Source organism: Solimonas aquatica, from assembly GCF_900111015.1.
Taxonomy (GTDB): domain Bacteria; phylum Pseudomonadota; class Gammaproteobacteria; order Nevskiales; family Nevskiaceae; genus Solimonas; species Solimonas aquatica.
The window spans coordinates 163183-185305 of the sequence record NZ_FOFS01000002.1; the positions used below are offsets into that span (position 1 = coordinate 163183).

General features: G+C 67.5%; 26 protein-coding genes. 14 read left to right on the forward strand and 12 right to left on the reverse strand.

Annotation, left to right across the window (positions count from 1 at the left end; genetic code table 11):
• Window positions 1–99: 99 nt before the first annotated feature.
• From BMY12_RS03385 to BMY12_RS03400, 4 genes are all read right to left on the reverse strand, one after another.
• Entirely contained in the window at window positions 100–1644 is a 1545-nt protein-coding gene (locus BMY12_RS03385; protein WP_093282046.1) for an alpha/beta hydrolase domain-containing protein, read from the reverse strand.
• A gap of 174 nt (window positions 1645–1818) precedes the next feature.
• Entirely contained in the window at window positions 1819–3927 is a 2109-nt protein-coding gene (locus BMY12_RS03390; RefSeq protein WP_093282049.1) for a TonB-dependent receptor, read from the reverse strand.
• An 83-nt stretch (window positions 3928–4010) separates the two neighbouring features.
• A complete protein-coding gene (locus tag BMY12_RS03395; protein WP_143068823.1) occupies window positions 4011–4295 on the reverse strand; it encodes a hypothetical protein in 285 nt (94 codons plus the stop codon).
• A 240-nt stretch (window positions 4296–4535) separates the two neighbouring features.
• Window positions 4536–5012: a hypothetical protein gene (locus BMY12_RS03400; protein WP_093282054.1), complete on the reverse strand. Its 477-nt coding sequence runs from the start codon at window positions 5010–5012 to the stop codon at window positions 4536–4538.
• Window positions 5013–5099: 87 nt separating this feature from the next.
• Here BMY12_RS03400 and BMY12_RS03405 point away from each other — a divergent pair, with 87 nt between their 5' ends.
• Window positions 5100–6395: an MgtC/SapB family protein gene (locus BMY12_RS03405; protein ID WP_143068824.1), complete on the forward strand. Its 1296-nt coding sequence runs from the start codon at window positions 5100–5102 to the stop codon at window positions 6393–6395.
• 159 nt (window positions 6396–6554) lie between these two features.
• Here BMY12_RS03405 and ppk2 read toward each other — a convergent pair whose 3' ends face one another.
• Both ppk2 and BMY12_RS03415 read right to left on the reverse strand, forming a co-directional pair.
• Window positions 6555–7334 (reverse strand): polyphosphate kinase 2, encoded by a 780-nt coding sequence (gene ppk2, locus BMY12_RS03410; RefSeq protein WP_093282059.1) that lies wholly within the window; start codon window positions 7332–7334, stop codon window positions 6555–6557.
• Between the two features lie 66 nt (window positions 7335–7400).
• Complete coding sequence (locus BMY12_RS03415) at window positions 7401–7988, reverse strand: TetR/AcrR family transcriptional regulator (protein WP_177188817.1); 588 nt, start codon at window positions 7986–7988, stop codon at window positions 7401–7403.
• A gap of 70 nt (window positions 7989–8058) precedes the next feature.
• Here BMY12_RS03415 and BMY12_RS03420 point away from each other — a divergent pair, with 70 nt between their 5' ends.
• The gene (locus BMY12_RS03420) at window positions 8059–8943 is read left to right on the forward strand and encodes an alpha/beta fold hydrolase (protein WP_177188818.1); all 885 of its coding nucleotides are present in this window, start codon (window positions 8059–8061) and stop codon (window positions 8941–8943) included.
• Here BMY12_RS03420 and BMY12_RS03425 read toward each other — a convergent pair.
• Genes BMY12_RS03425 through BMY12_RS03435 form a run of 3 tightly spaced genes read right to left on the reverse strand, consistent with a single transcriptional unit; the run spans window position 8895 to window position 10676 of the window.
• Window positions 8895–9992 (reverse strand): alkene reductase, encoded by a 1098-nt coding sequence (locus BMY12_RS03425; protein WP_093282063.1) that lies wholly within the window; start codon window positions 9990–9992, stop codon window positions 8895–8897. The two genes, BMY12_RS03420 and BMY12_RS03425, sit on opposite strands and share 49 nt — an antisense overlap.
• A 20-nt stretch (window positions 9993–10012) precedes the next feature.
• Entirely contained in the window at window positions 10013–10357 is a 345-nt protein-coding gene (gene trxA, locus BMY12_RS03430) for a thioredoxin (RefSeq protein ID WP_093282065.1), read from the reverse strand.
• Window positions 10358–10385: 28 nt separating this feature from the next.
• Window positions 10386–10676, reverse strand: coding sequence for an SDR family NAD(P)-dependent oxidoreductase (locus BMY12_RS03435; protein ID WP_093282068.1), 291 nt, complete (start codon window positions 10674–10676; stop codon window positions 10386–10388).
• 133 nt (window positions 10677–10809) lie between these two features.
• Between BMY12_RS03435 and BMY12_RS03440 the strand changes: the two genes are divergently transcribed.
• From BMY12_RS03440 to BMY12_RS03475, 9 genes are all read left to right on the forward strand, one after another.
• Window positions 10810–11427 (forward strand): TetR/AcrR family transcriptional regulator, encoded by a 618-nt coding sequence (locus tag BMY12_RS03440; protein WP_093282072.1) that lies wholly within the window; start codon window positions 10810–10812, stop codon window positions 11425–11427.
• Window positions 11428–11439: 12 nt separating this feature from the next.
• Window positions 11440–12912 carry a M20/M25/M40 family metallo-hydrolase gene (locus BMY12_RS03445; protein WP_093282074.1) on the forward strand — a complete coding sequence of 491 codons (1473 nt, stop codon included), beginning with the start codon at window positions 11440–11442 and terminating at the stop codon, window positions 12910–12912.
• Window positions 12913–12977: 65 nt separating this feature from the next.
• Window positions 12978–13364: a hypothetical protein gene (locus BMY12_RS03450; protein ID WP_093282077.1), complete on the forward strand. Its 387-nt coding sequence runs from the start codon at window positions 12978–12980 to the stop codon at window positions 13362–13364.
• Window positions 13365–13460: 96 nt separating this feature from the next.
• Window positions 13461–13943, forward strand: coding sequence for a copper chaperone PCu(A)C (locus BMY12_RS03455; protein WP_093282079.1), 483 nt, complete (start codon window positions 13461–13463; stop codon window positions 13941–13943).
• Window positions 13944–13953: 10 nt separating this feature from the next.
• Window positions 13954–14112, forward strand: a complete 159-nt coding sequence (locus BMY12_RS20205) for a hypothetical protein (protein WP_177188819.1) — start codon at window positions 13954–13956, stop codon at window positions 14110–14112.
• A complete protein-coding gene (locus BMY12_RS20210; protein ID WP_177188820.1) occupies window positions 14109–14273 on the forward strand; it encodes a hypothetical protein in 165 nt (54 codons plus the stop codon). Before BMY12_RS20205 ends, BMY12_RS20210 begins: the two co-directional genes overlap by 4 nt.
• 53 nt (window positions 14274–14326) lie before the next feature.
• Complete coding sequence (chrA, locus tag BMY12_RS03465; RefSeq protein WP_093282085.1) at window positions 14327–15676, forward strand: chromate efflux transporter; 1350 nt, start codon at window positions 14327–14329, stop codon at window positions 15674–15676.
• A gap of 226 nt (window positions 15677–15902) precedes the next feature.
• Window positions 15903–16103: a hypothetical protein gene (locus tag BMY12_RS20875; RefSeq protein WP_436278854.1), complete on the forward strand. Its 201-nt coding sequence runs from the start codon at window positions 15903–15905 to the stop codon at window positions 16101–16103.
• A gap of 13 nt (window positions 16104–16116) precedes the next feature.
• On the forward strand, window positions 16117–17019 hold the full coding sequence (locus BMY12_RS03475; protein WP_093282087.1) for an ROK family protein: 903 nt from the start codon (window positions 16117–16119) through the stop codon (window positions 17017–17019).
• Window positions 17020–17026: 7 nt separating this feature from the next.
• On the opposite strand, the gene BMY12_RS03480 is transcribed toward BMY12_RS03475, so the two are convergent.
• On the reverse strand, window positions 17027–17386 hold the full coding sequence (locus tag BMY12_RS03480; RefSeq protein ID WP_093282090.1) for a DUF4870 family protein: 360 nt from the start codon (window positions 17384–17386) through the stop codon (window positions 17027–17029).
• 113 nt (window positions 17387–17499) lie between these two features.
• Window positions 17500–18030 carry an inorganic diphosphatase gene (gene ppa / locus BMY12_RS03485; RefSeq protein ID WP_093282092.1) on the reverse strand — a complete coding sequence of 177 codons (531 nt, stop codon included), beginning with the start codon at window positions 18028–18030 and terminating at the stop codon, window positions 17500–17502.
• Window positions 18031–18280: 250 nt separating this feature from the next.
• On the opposite strand from ppa, the gene BMY12_RS03490 reads away from it, so the two are divergent.
• Window positions 18281–18844 carry an adenylate kinase gene (locus BMY12_RS03490; RefSeq protein WP_093282095.1) on the forward strand — a complete coding sequence of 188 codons (564 nt, stop codon included), beginning with the start codon at window positions 18281–18283 and terminating at the stop codon, window positions 18842–18844.
• Between the two features lie 111 nt (window positions 18845–18955).
• Here the strand turns inward: BMY12_RS03490 and rnd are convergent, their stop codons facing one another.
• Window positions 18956–20041: a ribonuclease D gene (rnd, locus tag BMY12_RS03495; protein WP_093282098.1), complete on the reverse strand. Its 1086-nt coding sequence runs from the start codon at window positions 20039–20041 to the stop codon at window positions 18956–18958.
• A 65-nt stretch (window positions 20042–20106) separates the two neighbouring features.
• Between rnd and BMY12_RS03500 the strand changes: the two genes are divergently transcribed.
• Together BMY12_RS03500 and mpl are read left to right on the forward strand one after the other, a co-directional pair.
• Window positions 20107–20691, forward strand: coding sequence for a hypothetical protein (locus tag BMY12_RS03500; protein ID WP_093282100.1), 585 nt, complete (start codon window positions 20107–20109; stop codon window positions 20689–20691).
• Between the two features lie 6 nt (window positions 20692–20697).
• Complete coding sequence (gene mpl, locus BMY12_RS03505) at window positions 20698–22038, forward strand: UDP-N-acetylmuramate:L-alanyl-gamma-D-glutamyl-meso-diaminopimelate ligase (protein WP_093282103.1); 1341 nt, start codon at window positions 20698–20700, stop codon at window positions 22036–22038.
• The last annotated feature ends 85 nt before the right edge of the window (window positions 22039–22123 follow it).

Sequence of the window (22123 nt, forward strand, 5' to 3'; positions counted from 1 at the left end):
GCGCAAACCACAGCAATAGCACCGCTATTGCGAGGGTTTGCAACGCCGCCACGGGCCAAAAGACGCGGTTTTATGGGTCGCTTAGCGTGCAACAGACCACTAAGGCACGCCGCTCTGCTGCGCGGCCAGAATGATCAGCTGCAGATCCTCGCTGAGCAGGAAGCCCTGGTTCACGGCGTCCTGCCCGGCGGCGGTGACGGCCGCGACATAGGCATCGTGGTCGGCGTACAGGCTCTGCAGCGTCGCCGTGTCCAGCAGCTGCGTCAGGCCGTAGAGAAAGCAGATGCTGCTGTCGCTCATCACGCTGCTGTTCTCGCCGGACAGCACGGCGGTGGGCGCGTCCAGATAGGGACTGCGGATGCCGCCCAGGGCATTGCCATGCGCATCGCGCAGAATCGCATCGCCTGCGGCGTTGACTGACAGGCGCGGTGCGGAGGGCGGCGCCTTGCCTTCGGCAAGCCAGGTGTTGAGCGCGTGGATCGCGGCATTGGCGATGAAATGATGCTGCGGCGCGCTGTTGATCGGCTCCGGGCAGCTGCTGAAAGGGGTGTTCTTGCGGGTCTCGTAGACCGTGGCGGCGGAGCCGTCACCGGTGTCGCTGAAACCGTCCTTGGAAATGTAAGTGTCGGCGTGCGCGGCGCCCGCGATTTCCCACAGGCGGAACTGGCTGTGATCGCTCTGGCGGCTGTGGTAGGCGTCCAGCATCAGCAGATCGGTTTCGGTCTGCTGGTTGAGCAGCGGCCGGCCGAGGTCGGTGCGAAAGCGCACCACCTGCGGCGTGTTGATCACGCTCTGCGGCGCCTGCGACAAGGGCGCCGAGGCGCCGCCGAAATCCGCGACATAACCCAGGCGGCTGTCCACGAAGTAGCCGTCGAACAGCGTGGTGCGAGGACCGAAGGCATTCACGAAGGTGGTCAGGCGCGCCGCCGACTGCGATTGTCCGGCCGCGATCACCCGCGCGATCTGCAGCTCGCCCAGTGGCGCGAGATCCTGCGGATGGCGGATGGCCTGCGCCGCCTGCGCGTAGATGTCGTAGGAAAAACTGTCGCCAGGATGCGAGAGGCTGGCGTAGCGCAGGGGATTGATCAGCTTCAGCGAGATGGCGATGGGTAGCGGCGTGCCCAGCGGCGGGGTGCCGCCCTCGACGCCGATCTGCTGCGCGGAGATGCCCACCCAGGCGTAGCCACGACGCAGCAGTTCGGTGTGCATCGTCACCCACTCGGCGGCGGTATCGACGCCGCCGGTGACGTTGAGCCATTCCACGATCACCGTGCCGTTGAACATCGCCGGATCAACCGGGCGATACACCAGCATGCGGGTCTTGTAGTCGGCGCTGTCGGCAACGGAGACCTGCCAGCGGCCGTCCTGATCCAGGGCCGCGTCGTTGACGTAGGAATGCGCGACGCCGGAATAGAAGTATTCCTGCTCCTGGTAGTTGAAGGGCGTGAAGGAAAACGTGGTGCCGGCGACGAAAGGCTTGCCGATGTTCGGCGCCGCCGCCACGCTGGGATTGGCATACAGCAGCAGCGATTGTGCCGGCACGCTGCCTTCGGGCGCCGTGCTGCTGCCGCAGGCCGCCAGATACAAGGGCAGCGCAAGGCCGAGCGCCGGCCGCAGCGCCGCGCAAATGCATGGCCTGAACATGATCCTCCCTTCACTTCCAGATGCGGTCTGATCGTCAGTCGCGATCAGTGTTTTTTCGTCTGGCAAGGATCATAGAAGCGCGGCGAGGCGCTGTCCTGCTTATTGCACTGGTTGAATGTGATGCCGAACCCGCCATGCTCCTTCCCCTTGCCGGGGAAGGAGCATGGAACTGGCTCAGATCGTCAGCCGGATGCCGACATAGACCGAGCGGCCCGGCGCCGGCACCGCGTCCTTGATGAAGGACGTGGCGCGGCGGATGTCATCGTTCAGCAGATTGGTGCCGCGCAGATAGGCGCTGGCCTTGGCCCCGTCGGCGGCGTTGAAGAAGTTCCAGCTCAGATCGGCGGTGAGCAGCTTGTAGCCGGCGGTGGGCGTTTCCAGCGCTGCGGTGTCGTTCTGCCGGTTCACGCGCTGGTATTCGCTGCTGGCCGTGATGCTGCGCCAGCTGCCGTCCAGGCCGACGCCATAACGCAGCGGCGGAATGCGCGGCAGGTTCTGGCCGCCGCTGAGCTCGGCGCGCACTGCGTCGGCCAGCAGATGCGTGTTCAAGCGCAGCGGGCCCTGCGCGATGAGCGCGTAGTTGAGCTGTGCCTCGAAGCCGTAGAGCTTGGCGTCGGCCTGGCGATAGTCCACCAGCAGATCCTCGCCGGCAGGATTGAACGTGCCGTCACCATCCACGCGATCGGCAATGCCGTCGCTGCCGCCCGTGCCGCTGCCATCGGCGTTCAGACCCTGATCCACCTCGGCCAGATACAGGTAGTTCTTGAAGCGCGTGTAGTAAACGCTGCCGTTGAAGGTCCAGCGGCCCTGGTGATGGTCGAAACCCAGTTCCGCGCCATTGGAGATTTCCTTGTCGGCATCGACATTGCCGCGTTCGAAGGTGGCGGTGGCGCCGTGCGGGCCGAAGGCATAGAGCTCCTCGGGCACCGGCGAGCGTTCGGCGTGCGTGGCGTAGAGCTTCAGGTGCGAGTCTTCGCCGAGATTGAAGATGGAGCCCGCCGAGGCCGAGACCGGCGTGAAGCTGCGGGACAGATAATTGCCCTGCGGCGAATTGGTGTCGCGCTCCACGCGCGCGCCGAACTCCAGCTTGCCGAGGCTGTAGGGCTTCTCTTCGATGACAAAGACGCCGAGCTGACGGCTGATCACCGGCGGCACATAGGCTTCCTCGCCCTGCGCCTCGAAGTTGCGCCAGTTGCCATGCAGGCCGAACACGCCGCGCATGCCGGCCAGTGGTTCATGCACCGCCTCCAGACGCGCCTGGTACTGCAGGTTGTGGAACACGGTGCCGGGTTCGTGCGCGGCTTCGAACTCGGTGTGGTTGTAGTTGGAGCTGCCGGCGCGCAGTCGCAGCGAGTCGATGCCGGGCAGCGGCTTGTTGAGGATGCCCTGCAGATCGAAGCGCGTCTGGTGCATCAGGATGAAGGCGCTTTCCTCCACGGGCAGGCCGTACTGCGTGACGAAGCGGCTGCCGGCGATGTTCAGCACATTGCCCTGGTCGATGTACGAGTAGGACCCGGCACCGGAGTAGGCGCGCAGCTGGCTGTTGTTGAGCTTCTCATGACTGCCGCTGCCGTCAACGCCCGCATAGCCCGGGATGTGATAGTCCTCGGCCTCGCGCCAGCCGAAGTCGGTATGCAGCATGTGCGGCCCCTGGCCGTAATTGAGTTCGGCGCTGCTGGAGCCTTCGTTGCCGTTGCTGCCGTAGACGCTGTCGATGGCGCCATGCAGGCCTTCCTCCACCGCCAGCGGCAGGCGGCCGTTGTCCACGTTCACCACACCGCCGGAGGCGCTGTTGCCGTAGAGCAGGGTGGCCGGGCCTTTGAGGATTTCGATCTGTCGCGCCTGCGCCGGGGCGATGGTGACGTTGTGGTCGGGCGACAGGTCCGAGACATCCATCGCGCTCATGCCGTTCTCCAGCATCTCCACGCGTGGGCCGGCCAGGCCACGGATCACCGGGCGACCGGCGCCCGCGCCGAAGTCGGTGCTGGCGACGCCGGGTTCGGATTCCAGCGTGGCGCCGATGTTGCCGCGAATCTTGCGCTCCAGTTCCTCGCCGCTGATGACCGATACCGGCTGCACCAGCTCATCGGCGGTGCGGCCCAGGGGGCTGGCGGTGACAATCACTTCGGGGATCGCGGCATCGCCCTGCGCCTCGCCGGTGTCCGCAAGCGCAGCGAAAGGGAAACTGGCGGCAAGCAGGCTCAGCAAGCTGGGCGAGCGGGTGGCGAGAGCTTTGGCCAAGGGCCGGGAGCGCGCCCAGGCGGCGCGCGCAAACGTGTTCATGAAAACTTCCTCATCTGGCAATCAGGATGCGACGCGGCCTGCAGGGGGCAGGCGCGTCCGGGTCACAGCGGAGCTGGGTGCTGTCAGCTGTGCGCGGGCGGACCGCGGGCCTGATAGACCTGATGGACTGCGGAGGATGAAGGAAGTGCGGCGGGAACGTCCGGCGCTTCCTGGCGCAGGGCCAGCAGCGGCAGCTGCGGCGCGGCGCTCAGCGTACCGCTACCCAGCTGCTGCGCATGGACGCAGAGCGAGCAGGCCGGATCGTCGGCGAGTGCCGGATGCTGCAGGCCATGCGCGAACACCAGCCACTGACCCAGCATCAGGGCCAGGGCGAGCAGCCAGGGGCGGTGGCGCAAGCGACGCAGCATCAGCACATTCTAGGGCCTGTTAACGCGATGGCAATCGCTGCGATGGAGATCGTTTTGCCGCAGGGCAAGGCGGCAGACGCGCCGCTTGGTGACTCCAGGCCAGCGGCTGCCAACGCCGCTCTGCGGCCCCAGTAGTCCACGTGGGGCCCCGCCCCATCCGGCAGCAACGCGGCGATTGTCCATAGCGTTAACAGGCCGCAGCCTGAGCCCTGCCGCCGCGGGCGCAGGGGAAAACCCGGATCAGTCGAGAAACTGTGGCGCGATCTGCCGCAGCCGCGCGATGGCGTCCTCGGCGTCCTGTCCGAACCAGGCCTGCGCCGAGCCGAGCATGAAGTGATAGCCCCAGGCGTCCATGTCGGCGAAGCAGCGCGCACGCGAGTAGCCCGCGATGCGCTCGGCCAGCAGGCATTGCAGATAACACACGGCGTTTTCCTCGATGTCATCGCCCCCCGCATCGGTATGTAGCTGCGCACGTCGGCCCTGATCCGCGCACAGCCAGTGGCAACCCTCGTGCAGAGCCGAATGCACCGGCGTATCGCCGCGCAGGTACAGCCGGTTGCCGATCAGCCCGGCCTCGCATTCGCCCCAGTAGCTGCCGGGAATATTTTCACCGGCCGCCACTTCGACCACCTGCAGGCCCAAGGGTTCGTAAAGCGCGCGCAAGGCGCTCAGGCCCAGTTCCTCGCAGCGGGTGACGGAAGGTTCGACGGTGTTCATGCGCGCATGATTGTAGAGCGCCGCCGGTCGGCGGACTGACCGGCGTCAATCCGCTGCCTCTTGCGCGCACGCAGGCGCGGTGCCAGCGTGTCGCATCGTTCCGCCGCCACGCGCATGCCCACCGACAGCCTCGCCGAATTCCGCAGCTTCGCGCCGTTTCTCACCAGCCTGGGCCTGGGGCTGGTGATGGGCCTGGAGCGCGAGCGCCGTCCGGCGGCGCGCGCCGGCCTGCGCACGTTTGCGCTCACCGCGCTGATGGGCACGGCCTGCGCCCTGCTGGCACAGCGCAGCGGCGCGAGCTGGCTGCTGCCGGTGGCCTGGCTGTCGGTGGCGCTGATGATGATCGCGTCCGACCGTCAGAATCCGATGCCGCATGCCGAGCCGGACACCACCAGTACCGTGGCGCTGCTCCTGTGCTTCGCCTACGGCGCCCTGCTCTGGTACGGCTACACCCTGCCGGTGGTGGCGCTGTCGCTGCTGACCACGGCACTGCTCTACTTCAAGACCGAGTTGCACGCGATGGCGCATATCACGCGCCAGGAAATGGTCTCGCTGCTGCAGTTCGCCACCATCAGCTTCGTGATTCTGCCGGTGCTGCCGGATCGCGGTTACGGGCCTTACGAGGCGCTCAATCCCTATCGCATCTGGTTGATGGTGGTGCTGATCGCCGGCATCAGCCTGGCCGGCTATGTGGCGCTGCGCCTGCTCGGGCAGCGGCGTCTGCCGGTGCTGCTGGGCCTGCTGGGCGGACTGGTGTCGAGCACCGCCACCACGCTGGTGTATTCCCGCAAGGCGCACGGACAGCCGCAGCTGGCCTCGGCGGCCACGCAGGTGATTGTCACCGCCAATCTGGTGCTGCTGCTGCGTGTCTGCGCGATCACGGGCGTGGTGGCGCCGGCCCTGCTGCCGGCCCTGCTGCTGATGCTGGGGCCGGCCTGGCTGATCGCCTCCGCATTGCTGCTGCTGCGCCTTCGGGGCAGCGCCTCGGCGATCGGCGATGGCGAGAGCCTGAGCATGCGCAATCCGCTGGAGATGGGCGCGGCCCTGAGCTTCGGGCTCATGTACGGTGCGGCGCTGCTGATCACCGCCTGGCTGCACGATCTGGCCGGCGCGCGCGGCGTCTACGCGATTGCGCCGGTGCTGGGCCTCACCGATGTCGATGCCGCCACGCTGTCGACCCTGCGCCTGTTCAACGGCGCCGAGATGAGCGCCGCACAGGCCACCACCACGCTGTTGCTGGCGGTGGGCGCCAACATGCTGTTCAAGGGCGGCATCGCGCTGGTGGTGGGCGGCGGCCAGCTGGGCTGGCGCGTGGTGCGCGCCTTCGCCGTGGTGTCTGCCGGCATGGTGCTCGGTCTGCTGCTGGTGCGCGGTTATCTTTGACAGCTTGCTGAAAAACGCCATCCCTGGCGTTTTTCAGGTCGCTACGCAAAAGCGTGGTTTTACTGCGCTCCCGGCAGTCCAGCGCTGGTGCGCTGGATTGCCGTTGGCACCTCCCTGTGCCAAGCACGGCGTGCCGAAAACTTCGTTTTCAGCACGCCGCTAAGGCGCCAGCCAGCGGCCTTCGATCAGCGCATTCTGGAACGGCCGCAGCACACGCGGATCGGCCTTGAGCTTGCTGCCGTGCGCGCGGCGCAGCAGTTCACGGATCAGGTTCAGCCGCGCCTGACGCTTGTCGTCGGCGCGCAGCAGCAGCCAGGGACTGTGCGCCTGATGCGTGGCCAGCAGCATGCGATCACGCGCGCGGCTGTAATCGCGCCAGTGCTTCTGCGCCGCCGCGTCCACCGGGCTGATCTTCCACTGCTTGAGCGGGTCCTTGCGCCGCGACTCCAGGCGCCGCGCCTGTTCCTGCCGGCTGATGTCCAGGTAGAACTTGTACAGCTCGATGCCGGATTCCACCAGCATGCGCTCGAACACCGGCGCACTGGCCAGAAAGTTGCGGCACTCGGCCTTGCTGCAATAGCCCATCACCGGCTCGACGCCGGCGCGGTTGTACCAGCTGCGGTTGAACAGCACGATCTCGCCCGCCGCCGGCAGATGCGGCGCGAAGCGCTGGAAATACCACTGCGTCTGTTCGCGATCACTGGGTTTGCCCAGCGCCACCACGCGCACTTCGCGCGGGCTTAAGTGCTCGACGATGCGCTTGATGCTGCCGTCCTTGCCGGCCGCGTCACGGCCTTCGAAGATCAGCAGCAGCTTGCGGCCCTGCCGGATCACCTCGCGCTGCAGGCCCACCAGTTCGATCTGCAGATGATGCAGCGCGCTTTCGTAGTCATGATGATCCAGTGTGGGCGGGACGTCCCTGGAATCCGGGTGGCTCATGCAGGCATCCGACGGCAAGCGGGGCGGACACAATAGCCGCTTTGGCCTGGGGTGGCTCTCGGCTTGTTACCGCCCGGGCGCCTGAACCGGCGCAATCAGCTGCGCAATGGCCGCACGCAGACGCGCGCGGCTCAGGCCCAGCGCCCGCAGTTCACCGTCAGCGGCGGCGTCGGCCAGGCGCTCGATCTGCAGCAGTCGGATCAGCAGCGGCGCAGTCTGCGCGGCGGGCAGGCCGTAGAGTGCGCGGATGCGCGCCACCTGACGGCGGCGGCTGTCCTCGCGCGCCTGCGCCACGCTGGCATCGCTGACCGTGAGCTGGCGCAGGCTGTGGCGGAAGCGGCGGTGCGTCTGATGATGGCGGATGATCGCCTCGGCCAGACGCGCCGGTGCGGCCTGTGCCGCCACCAGTTTCGTCAGCAGCTGCATTTCCTGCTCTTCCCAGTCGCGATACACGGCGATGAAGATCGCGGTCTTGTCGGCATACCAGCGATAAAAAGTCTGCGGCGCGTAGCCGGCGCGCCGGGCGATGCGGTTGCTGTCGGTGCCGGAAAAACCGGCCTCGGCAAACTCCGCCATCGCTGCCTGCAGCAGTCGCGCGGCGGTGTCGGCGCTTGCCTGGCCGCGTGAGCCGGCAGCGTGTTTTTTTTCAGTCATGCGGGGCTTCGTCGCCAGGCTTGATGAGGATGTGATAGAAATATCACAAACCGGGATCGGGAGGCGGAACATGAGCAAGCGCGGCAGTGTGGGGGTGCAGGGCGAGCTGGTGTCGCTGCCCCGGGCGGGTCTGCGTCTGGCGGTGTCGCGCGAAGGGCAGGGTCCGGCGCTGGTCTGCCTGCACGCCATCGGACACGGTGGCGGTGATTTTTCGCTGTTGTCTGCGGCGCTGCGCGGACAGTGCGAACTGATCCGGATCGACTGGCCCGGCCAGGGCAGCTCGCCGCCGGATCAGGAGCCGGCCAGCGCCGGGCGCTACGCCGCGCTGCTGGATGAGCTGCTGGAGGTGCTGCACATCGAAAACCCGGTGTTGCTGGGCAATTCCATCGGCGGTGCGGTGGCCCTGCTGACCGCCGCGCGCCGCCCGCTGCGCGCGCTGGTGCTCTGTGACGCCGGCGGCCTGGTGCCGGTATCGGCCTTCGTGCGCGTGGTGGTGGCCTTGTTCGTGCGCTTCTTCGCGGCAGGCGCGCGTGGCGCGCCCTGGTTTGCGCGCGCCTTCGCCTGGTACTACCGCTATCTGGTGCTGCCGCAGCCGGCTGCCGCCGCCCAGCGCGAGCGCATCATCGCCAGCGCTTATGAAATCGCGCCGATCCTGCATCAGGCCTGGCAGAGCTTCGCCCGGCCCGAGGCCGATCTGCGCGCGCTGGCCGCGAGCCTGGAGCTGCCGATCTGGTGTGCCTGGTCAGGCAGCGACCGTGTGATTCCGCTCTGGATGTGCCGGCCGGCGATCGCCCGGATGCGCCGTGCCCGCCTGAGTGTGTTCAAGGGCGGGCACAGCGCATTTCTGGAACAGCCGGACGAATTTCTGCGCGAGCTGCGGATCTTTCTCGCGCAGCTGACGCCGGCTCAGGCCGGCAGTGCGGTCTCGCCGCGTCCGGCCGCCAGCGCCGGATAGTCGTTGTAGCCGCGCGCACCCGGCGTGTAGAGCAGGTCGAAGTCGGGCGCGGCCAGCGGCGCCTGCTGTGCATAGCGCGTCACCAGATCCGGGTTGGCGATGAAGGGCTTGGCGTAGGCGATGGCATCGGCCCCGCCCTGGGCGAGCGCGGCATTGCCGCTGGCCAGATCGAAACCGCCGTTGAGAATCAGCGTGCCCCGGTAGTAGCGGCGCGCGATCTGGGCCAGCTCGATCTCCGCCGGCAGATCATGACGCTCGTGGCGCAGCTCGAAGAAGGCCAGATGACGCTGCTGGATCTGCTCGGCGATATAGCGCGTGAGCGTCTTCGGATCGGAGTCCTGGATGTCGTTGAAGGCCACCAGCGGCGAGATGCGCAGGCCGACGCGAGCGGCGCCGAACACCGCAATGGCCTCGTCGATCACTTCCAGCAGCAGGCGTGCGCGATTGACCAGCGGCCCGCCGTAGTCATCCTGACGGTCGTTGACGCTGTCGCGCAGGAACTGATCGAGCAGATAGCCGTGCGCGCCATGCACTTCGACGGCATCGAAGCCGGCGGCCTTGGCGTTTTCAAAGCCACGGCGAAAATCCGCAATCACGCCCGGGATCTCGTCCAGGCGCAGGCGACGCGGCGCCTCGTAGGGCAGCATGCCTTGCGGCGTGGCGATCTCGCCGGCGATGGCGCGATCCGTGGACGACACCGGCTGCACGCCGCCGTTGAGCACGCTGTGCGCGGCGCGGCCCGGATGCCAGAGCTGCAGCGCGATCAGGCCGCCGGCCGCGTGCACGGCGTCCACCACGCGGCGATAGCCCTCGACTTGCGCGGGGCCGAAGATGCCGGGCTCGTTGACGAAGGCGCTGGCATCGGCGCTGACCATGGTTGCTTCGGCAATCAGCAAGCCCGCGCTGGCGCGCTGCGCGTAGTGCTCGGCCATCAGGGCGCCGGCGACATGGCCGGGCTCGGCACGGGCGCGCGTCATCGGCGCCATGATGATGCGGTTCTTCAGTTGCAATGCGCCGATCTGCAGCGGCGAAAACAGCGTGGGTTTCATGAAGGACTCCTGGGGGTGGATCAGGCGGAAACGGCGAGATGCGGCGTCACGAAGGCGGCGAGCCGGGCTTTGGGCGCGGCGCCCACGTGGCTTGCCGCCGGCGCGCCATCCTTGAACAGAATCAGGGTCGGGATGCTGCGCACGCCGTAGGCAGCAGCGGTCTGCGGATTGTCGTCGACATTGAGCTTGACGATCTTCAGGCGGCCGCCCTGCTCGGCGGCGAGCTGTTCCAGCACCGGCGCCACCATGCGGCAGGGGCCGCACCATTCGGCCCAGAAGTCCACCAGCACCGGCTGGCTGTTGCTGGCGGTACGCACTTGCTGTGCAAAGTCCTGATCACTGACAGCGGTGATGAGCTGGCTCATGGTTGAATCTCCAGGCTGGGGGGACGGTTCAGGCGGCGACGGCGCCAGCCTCGTCGATCACGAGGTCGAGCCGGCCATGACGCTTCAGAATCTGGGCCCGCGCCAGGCGCAGGCTGTCGGCATCGCGCGCGGGCAGGTGCAGGGCCTCGGCGCTCAGGCCCTCCAGCTGCAGCCGCAGGGCGGCATCGACGGCGCGGGCCCAGTCGCTGGCCGCCAGCACCACATGCGCGCCCTGGCTTGCCAGCCGGCGTGCCTGCGCCTGGGGCGCGGTCTGTTGGGCGTCCAGCACCAGCACGACCCGGCTTGCGTTATCGTTCATCGTCGGCTCCCGAGGCCGGCACGGCGCGAACACTGCGCCGGCGGATGGTTTATGATGTTACCGACTGGTAACAGTGCGAAACGTTACCGGTCGGTAACTTAAACGTCAAGCGAGTGTTTTTCCTCAAGCGAGCATGAGCAAGAAGCTGCCAGACGAAGCCCCGGGTGCCGCACCGCGCGTGCGCGACCGCATCTTCCAGACCGCGCGCGAGCTGTTTTACCGGCAGGGCATCCGCGCCGTGGGCGTGGACGCCATCGCCTGCGAGGCCGGCACCAACAAGATGAGCTTCTATCGCAGCTTCGCCTCCAAGGACGAGCTGGTGGCCGAGTGCCTGCGCGCGCAGGTGGGCGAGTTCTGGCTGCGCTGGGATGCGATGCTGGCACCGCATGCCGGCGATGCCCGTGCCCAGATCGAGGCGGTGTTCGCCAGCGCCGCCGCCAAGAGCTGCAGCGAAAACGACTGCGGCTGCCCGCTGAGCAATGCCGCCGTGGAGCTGCGTGAGGCCGAGCATCCGGGTCACGAGGTGATCCGTGAGTACAAGCGCGAGCTGCGCCGGCGCCTGCGCGAGCTGGCGCGTGAAACCGGCGCGGCGGACTGGCAGGTGTTGGGCGACGGACTGCTGCTCCTGCTGGAAGGCAGCAACAGCACGCGCCTGACCTTCGGCGGGCGCGGCAGCCCGCTGTCCAGCGCGCCGGAACTGGTGCGTGCGCTGCTGGCCGTCTACGCGCCGGCCGGTCGCCGCAAGCGCTAGCGGACGGCTCTGATGCGCCTGCGCCGCCTGTTGCAAGCCGTGCTGCTTGCGCTGTTGCTGCTGGGCGCGGTGCTGGCCTGGAACCTGTGGCGCCTGCCGCTGCCCGTGGCCAGATCAAGCGCGGCGCCGCCGCTGGTTCTCGACGAGCAGGCGCTGGCCCAGAGACTGGCGCAGGCGATCCGCATCGCCACCGTTTCGGAAGGCGATGCCCCCGGGCATCTGCAGTCCGCACGCTTCGCCGAGCTGCAGGCGCTGCTCCGGCGGCTGTACCCGCGGGTGCATGCACAGCTCAAGCTCGAAACCATCGGCGGCAGCCTGCTCTATACCTGGCCGGGCCGCGATGCCCAGGCCCGGCCGGCGCTGCTGGCCGCGCATCTGGATGTGGTGCCGGCGGACGAGGACAGCCTGTCGCGCTGGACGCATGCGCCGTTCTCGGGCGAGATCGCCGACGGCTACATCTGGGGACGCGGCACGCTCGACGACAAATCCAGCGCCCTGGCCTGGCTGGAGGCCGCCGAGCTTCTGCTGGCGCAGGACTTCGTGCCGGCGCAGACCCTGTACTTCGCCTTCGGTCACGATGAGGAGATCGACGGCAGCCAGGGTGCGCAGCGCATCGCCGCGCTGCTGCGCGCGCGCGGCCTGCGGCTGGAATACGTGCTCGATGAAGGCGGCGTGATCGGCGAGGGTCTGATTCCCGGTGTGCAGCGGCCGGTGGCGACCATCATGACCGCCGAAAAGGGCTATGCCACGTTTCGCCTGAGCACGCGCGGCGAGGGCGGGCATTCCTCGATGCCGCCGGCGCAGACTGCCGTCACGCAGCTGATTGCGGCGCTGGCGCGTCTGCAGCAGGCTCCGCTGCCGGCGCGCCTGACGCCGCCGGTGGAAGGTCTGCTGCTGGGCATCGCCGCCGAGCAGCCGCTGCCGGCGCGGCTGGCGATTGCCAACCGCTGGCTGCTGGGCCCCTTGCTGCTGCGGCAGCTGCAGCAATCGCCGGTCAGCAATGCGCTGGTGCGCAGCACGCTGAGCACGACCGTGCTGCAGGCCGGCACCCAGGACAACGTCATTCCGGCGCAGGCGCAGGCCCTGGTCAATGCGCGACTGCTGCCGGGCGAGCGCATCGCCGATGTGCAGGCGCATATCCGCCGCGCGATTGCCGATGAGGGGGTGCGCATCGAGCTGCTGCCCGGCGCCAGCGAGGCCTCGGCGCACGCCTCGGCCGGCGATTCGCCGGCCTACGCGCGCATCGCCGCCGCGGTGCGGCAGGTGTTTCCCGATGCGCTGGTCGCCACCGGCCTGCTGGTGGGCGCCACCGATGCGCGGCACTACGAAGCCCTGGCGGACAACCGCTACAACTTCATGCCGGCGCGCTTCGGCCCCGAGGATCTGGAGCGCATGCACGGCATCGACGAGCGCATCGCCATCAAGGCCTATGCCGACATGGTGCGCTACGACCTGGCCCTGTTGCGCGCGCCGCTGTGGCCCTGAGCGGCGCAGGACAGCTTGTCCCAGGTCATGGCTACGGCGGCGTGCGCCGCCATAATCGCAGCCTCATGAACCGCCGCCGCCACCGTCCACTCGCTTGCAGCCTGGCCCTTCTGGCCTGGCTCGCGCAGCTCCTGCTGCCGATGGCGCATGCGGCGGCGATGACGGCCGCCGGCAATCCCTGGTGCGGCACGCCCTCGGCGCAGTTGCAGGCGCAGCTGCGCGAGTTGCCCGACGCCTTGCGCGCCGCGCAGCAGGATGGCGCGACGCAGGGCCAGCTGGCGCAATGCCTGGATTGCTGCGCGGCGCTCAGTGCCCAGGCCATGCCGCCGCCGGCCACCACCGTGCTGCTGCGCGCCGCCGGTCTGGAGGCGCCCGCACCCTTGCCGCTGCTGGCGCCACGCCAGAGTCGCGTCACCTCACCGCCCGCACGCGGGCCACCCTCGTACGCCTGAAAGCCGCGTTCTGATTGATCGGCGCTGTGGCCTGCTGGCCGCGCGCCGGTCCGGCCTTGTGTCCGGTTCACGCCGGATCCATTCGGAGTACTCCTCATGAAGCTTCTGCAGTTATTGCGGCGCAGGCCCTGGGCGCTGCCGCCGCTGCTGACCCTGATTTTCTTCATCGGCGTGGTGGCGCATGTGCGCGCCGAGGTGCGCCAGGTGGCCAGCGTGCGCGCCAGCGAGGCCTGGGTGCGCAGCACGCCGCCGGGCGCCAGCGCCGGCGCCGCCTATGTGACCCTGCATAACGAATCCAGCCAGCCGCTGCTGGTCACGCAGGTGCGCAGCGATGTCTCCGGCATCGCGCAGCTGCATGAGATGAGCCTGGACGGCGGCGTGATGCGCATGCGTCATCTGAGTTCCGGCCTGCGCCTGAAGCCCGGCGCGACCGTGAAGCTGGAGCCCGGCGGCCTGCACGTGATGCTGATGGATCTGAAACAGCCGCTGCGCGCCGGGCAGAGCGTGCTGCTGCATTTCAGCCTCTCCGACGGCCGCGAGCTGAGCATCGTCGCGCCGGTGCGCGATGCCCAGCCTTGAGGTGCGCGCCATGAATCACGGCAAAGCGCTGTCGGCGCCCTTGTTCATGCGCGGTCTGTACTGGCTGTCCTGGCTCAATCTGCTGGGCGCCGCCGTGCTGCTCGCGGCTGTGTTCAGCTTCGGTGCCGACTGGCCGCAGGCCCTGGAACAGCTCTGGGAGGCGCTGTGATCGGCGCCTTGCTGCATGCCTTTGCGCGCTGGCCGCGGCGTGCCCGTCACGCCGCGATCTGGCTGGCGCTGCTGCTGCTGTTCTCGCAGCTGCTGCGCGCCGCCGAGCCGCCGGCGCCATCACCGCCAATACACTGGCTGACTCTTTCGCCAGGCGGCTAGGCGCGGCCGGCAAAATGCAGTGTCCGTGCGCGTAGCGGCTAAGCTATGCGGGTATGAACCTGGCGCCCCATAACAACACCGTCACCTTCCGCGAAGCCTTTCTGCTCTGGCTGAAAATAGGCTTCATCAATTTCGGCGGCCCGGCCGGACAGATCGCGCTGATGCATCGCCTGATCGTCGAGGAGCGGCGCTGGATTTCCGAAACGCGTTTTTTGCACGCGCTGAACTACTGCATGCTGCTGCCGGGGCCGGAGGCGCAGCAGCTGGCGATCTACATCGGCTGGCTGCTGCACAAGACCTGGGGCGGCATCGTCGCGGGCCTGCTGTTCATCCTGCCGGGCTTCGTGCTGATGACCCTGATCGCGGCGGCCTATGTGCTGCTGGGCGATTTGAGCTGGATGCAGGGCCTGCTGTTCGGTCTGCAGGCGGCGACGCTGGCGATCGTGCTGGAGGCGGTGCAGCGCCTGGCGAAGAAGGCGCTCAAGCATCGTGCGCTGTACCTGCTGGCGGGCATGGCCTTCGTGGCGATCTTTGTCTTCGCCGTGCCGTTTCCGCTGATCGTGCTGAGCGCCGGTTTGATTGGCCTGCTCGGTCATCGCTACGCGCCGCAGGTCTTCCAGACCGGTGGCAAGGCGGCAGCCGGCAACGAACCTGAAGAGGCGGTGCCCACGCATGCGCAGCCCGACCGCAGCTGGACGCTGCGCGTGCTGCTCTCCGGTGTGCTGCTCTGGGGACTGCCGGTATTGCTGCTGTTTCTGACACTGGGTGCACAGCAGGTGTTCACGCAGGAGGCGCTGTTCTTCAGCAAGATGGCGGTGGTGACTTTCGGTGGCGCCTACGCGGTGCTGGCCTATGTGGCGCAGCAGGCGGTGGAGCGTTACGGCTGGCTGCTGCCGGGTGAGATGGTGCAGGGCCTGGCGCTGGCCGAGACCACGCCGGGCCCGCTGATCATGGTGCTCACTTACGTGGGCTTTCTCGGCGCCTATCGCGACCCCGGCGCACTGCCGCCGCTGAGCGCCGGCATGCTGGGCGCGCTGCTTTCCACCTGGGTCACCTTCGTGCCCTGCTTTCTGTGGATCTTCCTGGGAGCGCCTTACATCGAAAGACTGCGCGGCAATCGCCAGCTCGCCGCCGCGCTGAGCGGCATCACCGCCGCCGTGGTCGGCGTGGTGCTGAATCTCTCCTTGTGGTTCGCCATCCACGTGCTGTTCAAGCAGGTGGACAGCTGGTCGGGCTATGGCATGAAGCTGCCGCTGCCGGCGCTGGACTCCCTGCAGCTGCCGGCATTGCTGCTCGCCGCACTGGCGATGCTGGCGCTGCTGCGCTTGCATCTGAATCTGATGCTGGTGCTGGGTGGCTGTGCCGGGCTGGGTTTGCTGCTGAAACTGCTCGGTCTGGCCTGAGCGTATCGATGCGAAGGGGCTCCGGAGGCCAGGCCGCAAGCGGGCCGTGCGCCCTTGGCTTGGCCCGAATCTCCACACGTTCTGTGTGATGTGCATAGAAAACCGGCAAAATCTATACACGTCGCCGGCCTGAAGGTCAGGGCAGGACATCAAGGCCCTGCTGCTGGACTACAAGCACCGCATTCGCGACCGGCATCGTTTCTACAGCCAGGACCGCATCAACAATCTGTTCTCGTTCCCTCATACCAAGATCGAGTTCATCCAGAATGATCTCAAGGTCTCGCGGTTGACCGCGACGCGCTATCTCGATGCGCTGGCGGCAGACGGACTGCTGCCCAAGCGCAAGCTCGGGCGCAGCAACCACTACATCAACGAACCCCTGTTCCGCATTCTCACCGGAGAGGCGCCGCCTGCGGGCGAATCATGAAAGGACCAGCGTGATGAGAGTCGGCATTGATTTGGGCGGCACGAAGATCGAAGGCGTGGTCATGGACGCGCAGTCGCAGCTGCTGGCGCGCGAGCGTATCGCCACGCCGGCTGGCGATTACCCGGGCACGCTGCAGGCGATCTGCGCGCTGGTGCAGAAGCTGGAGCAGTGTGTGCAGGCGACGGACTTGCCCGTGGGCATCGGCACGCCCGGCGCGCCGGCACCATCCGGCCTGATGCACAACTGCAATTCCACTTGCCTCAATGGGCAGCCGCTGCTGGCCGATCTCGAATCACGACTCGGCGCACGCGTGCGCATGGCCAATGACGCTGACTGCATGGCGCTGTCGGAAGCGCGTGATGGCGCGGCGGCCGGTGCCGACAATGTGTTCGGTGTGATTCTGGGCACCGGGGTCGGCGGTGGCATCGTGCTGCGCGGTGAACTGCTGCGCGGCGCCAATGGCATCGCCGGTGAGTGGGGACACAATCCGCTGCCCTGGCCGCAGGCTGACGAGCTTCCCGGGCGCGACTGCTATTGCGGCAAACGAGGCTGCATCGAAACCTGGCTGTCCGGACCGGGGCTCGCCGCCGATCATGCGCGGCACAGCGGCAGGTCGCTGCGCGGCGAGCAGATCGTCGCAGCCGCCCAGGCTGCTGATGTGCAGGCCGAGGCCACGCTGCAGCGCTACGAGCAGCGCCTGGCGCGCGCGCTGGGCAGCGTGATCAATCTGATTGATCCTCAGGTGATCGTGCTGGGCGGCGGCCTGTCGCGGCTGGCGCGGCTTTATGAAAACGTGCCGAAGCTGCTGCCGCAATGGGTGTTCAGCACCGCGGCGCTGCGCACGCGCCTGGTTGCTGCACAGCATGGTGATGCCAGCGGTGTGCGCGGCGCGGCCTGGTTGTGGCCGGCACGCTGAGTGCGGCTCAAAGCGGCATGTCGCGCCGCTCGCCGTAGGCCAGAAAGCCTTTCACCAGGCGATAGATCCACCACACCCAAAGCCCGAACAGCAGCGGGAAGCCGATGCCGATCACGCACAGCAGGCCGAACACGAAACCGAGGATCAGGGTCCACCAGAAGGTGCTGATCAGATAACGATGATGGCTGCGGATGTAATGGTTCTGCGTTTCGCCGGCCTTGATGTAGCTGATCACCACGCTGATGATCGAAGCGGAAAACGCGGTGAAGGGCGAGATCGCCTGCAGGATGTAGGCGATCAGCAGGGTGTTGCGCTCGGCATCGCTGGCCAGGGGGCCGTCGCCGCTGCGGGTGTCGACGATGTCCATGTGCGCTGTACTCCGGATTCCATGACGATGCAGGCAGTATGCCCGCGCCGCCGGACAACAAAAAAGCCGGATGCTTGCGCATCCGGCCTTGGTTCAGCCGAGGCTGCGGCGGATCAGCCCTTGTAGGCCTTGATGCCGTTGGCAATCTCTTCGCGGGCGGCGGCGGCGTCGCGCCAGCCGGCCACCTTCACCCACTTGCCCTTCTCGAGATCCTTGTAGTGCTCGTAGAAGTGCTGGATTTCGTTCTTCAGGCGCGCCGGCACGTCGGCCAGGTCCTTGAGATCGTCGTAGTAGTTGTTGCTGACCTTGTCGGTCGGCACGGCCAGCAGCTTGGCGTCGCTGCCCTTCTCGTCGGTGGTGTCGAGCACCGCCACGGCGCGGCACTTGATGATGGAGCCCGGCACGATCGGGTGCGGGGTGAGCACCAGCACGTCCACCGGATCGCCGTCGCCGCCCAGGGTCTTGGGCACGAAGCCGTAGTTGGCGGGGTAGCTCATGGCCACGTTCATGAAGCGGTCGACCATCAGCAGGCCGGTTTCCTTGTCCACTTCATATTTGACCGGCGGGCCGTAGGCCGCGATTTCAATGACGACGTAAAACTCGTCCGGCGCCTTCTCGCCCGGACCGACGGCTTCAAGACCCATATCAGTGCACTCTTTAAGTTGGCTGAGGAAATGTTCGAACCGCGTCTGGCAAGCTGAAAAGCCGCGCTGCGGGCCGCTTAGTGTACAGGGCAAGCCGGCGCCGGCCCAAGCCGACAGCGTCTTAGCGGCGTGACAGACTTTTGTCATTGACGGCCCCGACGGCCAGCGGTTACCGTTTCGCCCCCCGCGTCCGTCCTTTGGTTCCGCACGGCGGTGCGGCTGGCATCCGAACGCATTGGGTCACGAGAACATGAGAATCGTATTGCTGGGCGCGCCCGGCTCTGGCAAGGGTACGCAGGCCAAAAACCTGATCGCGCACTACGGCATTCCGCAGATTTCCACGGGCGATGCGCTGCGCGCGGCGGTCAAGGCCGGCACCGAGCTGGGCAAGAAGGCCAAGGCGGTGATGGAAGCCGGCCAGCTGGTGGCCAATGAGATCGTGATCGGCATCGTCGAGGAGCGCCTGGCGCAGCCCGACGCGCAGAAGGGCTTCATTCTCGACGGCTTCCCGCGCAACACCGCGCAGGCCCAGGTACTGGACGAGATGCTCAAGCGCATCGGCCGCGGTGGCATCGACAAGGCCGTGCATCTGCATGTGACCGACGAGGAAATCGTGCGCCGCCTGCTGGAGCGCGCGCGCATCGAAGGTCGCGCCGACGACACCGAGCCGGTGATCCGCAAGCGCATCGAGGTCTACAACGCCGAAACCCATCCGCTGCTGGACTACTACCAGAAGCAGAACAAGCTCACGACCGTGGAAGGCGTGGGCAGCCTGGTCGAGATTTTCCAGCGCATTCTCGGCGCGCTGAAGTAAGCGGGCGCCTTGCCGCAGGGCGGGTTGGCGCGCAGCGCATAACCCGCCTCTGGCCTGCAGGCCCGGGTGGCTTGCGCGGCGCCGCCGCCTGGCCACCCTGCGGGGCCGCCGTCAAAGCAGCTTCAGCAGCTCCGCGCCGCAGTTCTCGCGGCGCCATCCCATCAGTACCGGCACCTGCGCCTGCGCGCCTTCGCGCAGCACGGCCAGCAGCTGCGCGCGTGAGGCCAGATAACCCGCCGGCAGCTGCAGCTCGGTGGCGCGCGCCTGCACGAAGTTCTGCAGCTGCTTGAGCTGCTGCTTCTGATCGCTGCTGAGTTCTTCATCCACCGCGTAGCGGCGCACTTCCAGCTCGCGCGCCAGCGCCACCTGCTCCAGCAGCGCAGCGCCGTGGCGTTCCAGGGTTTTCGGCGGCAGCACATTGAGCGCGGCCAGCTGCGCCTGGGAATCCGGGCGGCGTTCGGCGATGCGGTACACGGCATCGTCTTCCAGTATCCATTTGCGCGGACGGTCGCGTTGCTGGGCCAGGGTCTCGCGCCAGGCGGCGAGCGCCACGGCCACGGTCTGCGCCTCGGGCCTGATCCGGGACAGGCCACGCAGGCGCTGCCAGGCGTCTTCGGGGCGCGTGACATAGCCCTCGGCCTCGCTCAGGCGCGCGCAGTCCTCGGCCAGCCAGCCCAGGCGGCCGGCGCTGTGCAGTTCGTCCTGCAGGGCCGGATAGATCTGCGCCAGATGCTCGACGTCGGCGGCCGCGTAGGCGAGTTCCGCCTCGCGCAGAGGGCGGCGCGCCCAGTCGGTGCGCGACAGGCTCTTGTCCAGCACGATGCCCAGGCGTTTTTCGATCAGGCCGGCGTAGCCGATCTGATCGCCGATGCCCAGCAGCGTGGCGGCGATCTGGCTGTCGAACAGCGGCTTGGGACAGCTGCCGCGCAGCTTCACCAGGATTTCCAGATCCTGCGAGGCGGCGTGCAGCACTTTCACGCAATCGGCGGCGTAGAGGCGGTCGAGCAGGGCGGAGAAGTCGAAGGCCAGGGTGTCGATGCACAGCGAATGCGCACCGTCGCCGATCTGGATCAGGCAGAGCTTGGGGTAGTAGGTATCGACCCGTACGAACTCGGTGTCGACGCTCAGCCAGCGGCATTGCGCCCAGCGCTCCAGGTGCGGCGCGAGCGCCTCGGGGGATTGAATCAGGGCCGTCATGAGTGTTGTTCTTGGACAGGCTCTAGAATACCGGCCCGACTCCTCTGCCGGCCAGCCACCGCCTCATGCTCTCTTCGTTTCTCGTCACCAGCCTGCGCATCCTGACGTTCCGCGCGGGCCCGCAGGATCTGCCTTACGAACCACGCCTGAGTGCGCCGCTGGCGTTGCTCGCCGCGCTGGCCAATGTGCTGATGCTGGTGCAGGTGCTGCCGCTGGGCGCGGCGATTCTGCTGGCCCTGGGCATGGTGGCCGGCATGGCCTTGATCACCCAGGCCATCCTGCGCACGCGCAAGCTGGAGGCGCGCTTTCACCAGACCTTTGCCGCGCTGGTCACCACCACGGCGCTGATCACCTTCGCCCTGGTGCCCTTGTTTGCGCAGCTGGCGCCGGCGATGCGCGAGATCAGCGCCAATCCCGCGCTGCTGGAGCAGCCGGACAAGCTGCACCTGCCGCAGACCGTGGTGTTCCTGATGAACCTGCTGAATCTGTGGAATTTCGCGGTCAGCGCCTCGATCTTCCGCTATGCCGCCAACGTGGGCATGGGGCTGGGACTGGTGCTGGCACTGGTGGCGGCGCTGACCCTGCTGATGTTCGTGGCCATGCTCAGCATGTTTGCCGGCGCCCTGCTCGGCGGCGCGGCTGCCGCCTGAAGCGCCATGCACATCCACATCCTGGGCATCTGCGGCACCTTCATGGCCGGCATCGCCGCGATTGCGCGCGAGGCCGGGCATACCGTCACCGGTTCCGATGCCAATGCCTGGCCGCCGATGTCCACGCAGCTGGAAGCGCTCGGCATCCAGCTGATGCAGGGCTACGAGCCGGAGCACCTGCAGCCGGCGCCGGACATGGTGGTGGTGGGCAACGTGGTGACGCGCGGCAATGCCGCGATGGAATACGTGCTCAACGCCGGCCTGCCGTATACCTCCGGCCCGCAGTGGCTCGCGGAAAACGTGCTGCACCAGCGCCATGTGCTGGCCGTGGCCGGCACCCATGGCAAGACCACCACCACCTCGCTGCTGGCCTGGCTGCTGGAGCACGCGGGTCTGGCGCCGGGCTTTCTGGTCGGCGGCGTGCCGCAGAACTTCGGCATTTCCGCGCGCCTCGGGTCTTCGAAATATTTCGTGATCGAGGCCGACGAATACGACACCGCGTTCTTCGACAAGCGCAGCAAGTTCGTGCACTACCGCCCGCGCACGCTCATCCTCAACAATCTCGAATACGACCACGCCGACATCTTCCCGGACCTCGCCGCCATCGAGCGCCAGTTCCATCATCTGCTGCGCACCGTGCCGGGGCAGGGGCGCATCGTGGTCAATGGCGGCGACGCGGCGCTGGCGCGGGTGCTGGCGCAGGGCTGCTGGAGCGAGGTGCTGCGCTTCGATGATGCCACCGGCTGGCAGGCGCAGGGCGAAATGCAGGATTTCGAAGTGCTGCGTGCCGGTGAAACGCTGGGGCGGGTGCAGTCACCCTTGTCGGGGCTGCACAACCGCGCCAACACCCTCGCGGCGTTTGCCGCGGCCGATCATCTCGGCGTGCCGCTGGCGACGCTGCGTGAGGGCCTGATGCAGTTTCGCAGCGTCAAGCGCCGCCTGGAGAAGATCGGCGAGGTGCGCGGCGTGACGGTCTACGACGACTTCGCGCATCACCCGACCGCGATTGCGGTGACCGTGGACGCGCTCAAGCGTCAGGGCGCGGGGCGCATCCTCGCGGTGCTGGAGCCGCGTTCCAACACCATGCGCCTGGGCACGCATGCGCAGGAACTGGCCGACAGCCTGCGCCAGGCCGATCTGTGCTTCGTCTACGCGCGACCGGATCTGAAATGGGACGCGGGCGCAGCGCTGGGCGCGGTCGGCGATCGTTTGCATCTGCACGGCGAGCTCGAAGCATTGATCGCCGACATTGCCGGCAGCGCGCGCGCGGGTGATCGCGTGCTGCTGATGTCCAACGGTGATTTCGGCGGCATTCATCGCAAGCTTATTGAACGTTTAAAGAGTTAAACTAGCGCCGACGGGGCGAGCCCTGCGGCCACAGGCAGCCACGCGGCACCCCCAAGCGCCCGACTGCTCAACAAGACAGCGGCTC

Excerpts from the sequence above, each read along its gene's own strand:
- ppk2 (WP_093282059.1), bottom strand. The coding sequence starts at position 7,334 with ATGAGCCACCCGGATTCCAGGGACGTCCCGCCCACACTGGATCATCAT.
- BMY12_RS03440 (WP_093282072.1), top strand. The coding sequence starts at position 10,810 with ATGAGCAAGAAGCTGCCAGACGAAGCCCCGGGTGCCGCACCGCGCGTG.
- BMY12_RS03445 (WP_093282074.1), top strand. The coding sequence starts at position 11,440 with ATGCGCCTGCGCCGCCTGTTGCAAGCCGTGCTGCTTGCGCTGTTGCTG.
- BMY12_RS03500 (WP_093282100.1), top strand. The coding sequence starts at position 20,107 with ATGCTCTCTTCGTTTCTCGTCACCAGCCTGCGCATCCTGACGTTCCGC.
- BMY12_RS03420 (WP_177188818.1), top strand. The coding sequence starts at position 8,059 with ATGAGCAAGCGCGGCAGTGTGGGGGTGCAGGGCGAGCTGGTGTCGCTG.
- BMY12_RS03385 (WP_093282046.1), bottom strand. The coding sequence starts at position 1,644 with ATGTTCAGGCCATGCATTTGCGCGGCGCTGCGGCCGGCGCTCGGCCTT.
- ppa (WP_093282092.1), bottom strand. The coding sequence starts at position 18,030 with ATGGGTCTTGAAGCCGTCGGTCCGGGCGAGAAGGCGCCGGACGAGTTT.
- rnd (WP_093282098.1), bottom strand. The coding sequence starts at position 20,041 with ATGACGGCCCTGATTCAATCCCCCGAGGCGCTCGCGCCGCACCTGGAG.
- BMY12_RS03490 (WP_093282095.1), top strand. The coding sequence starts at position 18,281 with ATGAGAATCGTATTGCTGGGCGCGCCCGGCTCTGGCAAGGGTACGCAG.
- BMY12_RS03480 (WP_093282090.1), bottom strand. The coding sequence starts at position 17,386 with ATGGACATCGTCGACACCCGCAGCGGCGACGGCCCCCTGGCCAGCGAT.
- chrA (WP_093282085.1), top strand. The coding sequence starts at position 14,327 with ATGAACCTGGCGCCCCATAACAACACCGTCACCTTCCGCGAAGCCTTT.
- BMY12_RS03390 (WP_093282049.1), bottom strand. The coding sequence starts at position 3,927 with ATGAACACGTTTGCGCGCGCCGCCTGGGCGCGCTCCCGGCCCTTGGCC.
- BMY12_RS03450 (WP_093282077.1), top strand. The coding sequence starts at position 12,978 with ATGAACCGCCGCCGCCACCGTCCACTCGCTTGCAGCCTGGCCCTTCTG.
- BMY12_RS03435 (WP_093282068.1), bottom strand. The coding sequence starts at position 10,676 with ATGAACGATAACGCAAGCCGGGTCGTGCTGGTGCTGGACGCCCAACAG.
- BMY12_RS20205 (WP_177188819.1), top strand. The coding sequence starts at position 13,954 with ATGAATCACGGCAAAGCGCTGTCGGCGCCCTTGTTCATGCGCGGTCTG.
- BMY12_RS03415 (WP_177188817.1), bottom strand. The coding sequence starts at position 7,988 with ATGACTGAAAAAAAACACGCTGCCGGCTCACGCGGCCAGGCAAGCGCC.
- BMY12_RS03475 (WP_093282087.1), top strand. The coding sequence starts at position 16,117 with ATGAGAGTCGGCATTGATTTGGGCGGCACGAAGATCGAAGGCGTGGTC.
- trxA (WP_093282065.1), bottom strand. The coding sequence starts at position 10,357 with ATGAGCCAGCTCATCACCGCTGTCAGTGATCAGGACTTTGCACAGCAA.
- BMY12_RS03425 (WP_093282063.1), bottom strand. The coding sequence starts at position 9,992 with ATGAAACCCACGCTGTTTTCGCCGCTGCAGATCGGCGCATTGCAACTG.
- BMY12_RS03455 (WP_093282079.1), top strand. The coding sequence starts at position 13,461 with ATGAAGCTTCTGCAGTTATTGCGGCGCAGGCCCTGGGCGCTGCCGCCG.
- BMY12_RS03400 (WP_093282054.1), bottom strand. The coding sequence starts at position 5,012 with ATGAACACCGTCGAACCTTCCGTCACCCGCTGCGAGGAACTGGGCCTG.
- BMY12_RS03395 (WP_143068823.1), bottom strand. The coding sequence starts at position 4,295 with ATGCTGCGTCGCTTGCGCCACCGCCCCTGGCTGCTCGCCCTGGCCCTG.
- mpl (WP_093282103.1), top strand. The coding sequence starts at position 20,698 with ATGCACATCCACATCCTGGGCATCTGCGGCACCTTCATGGCCGGCATC.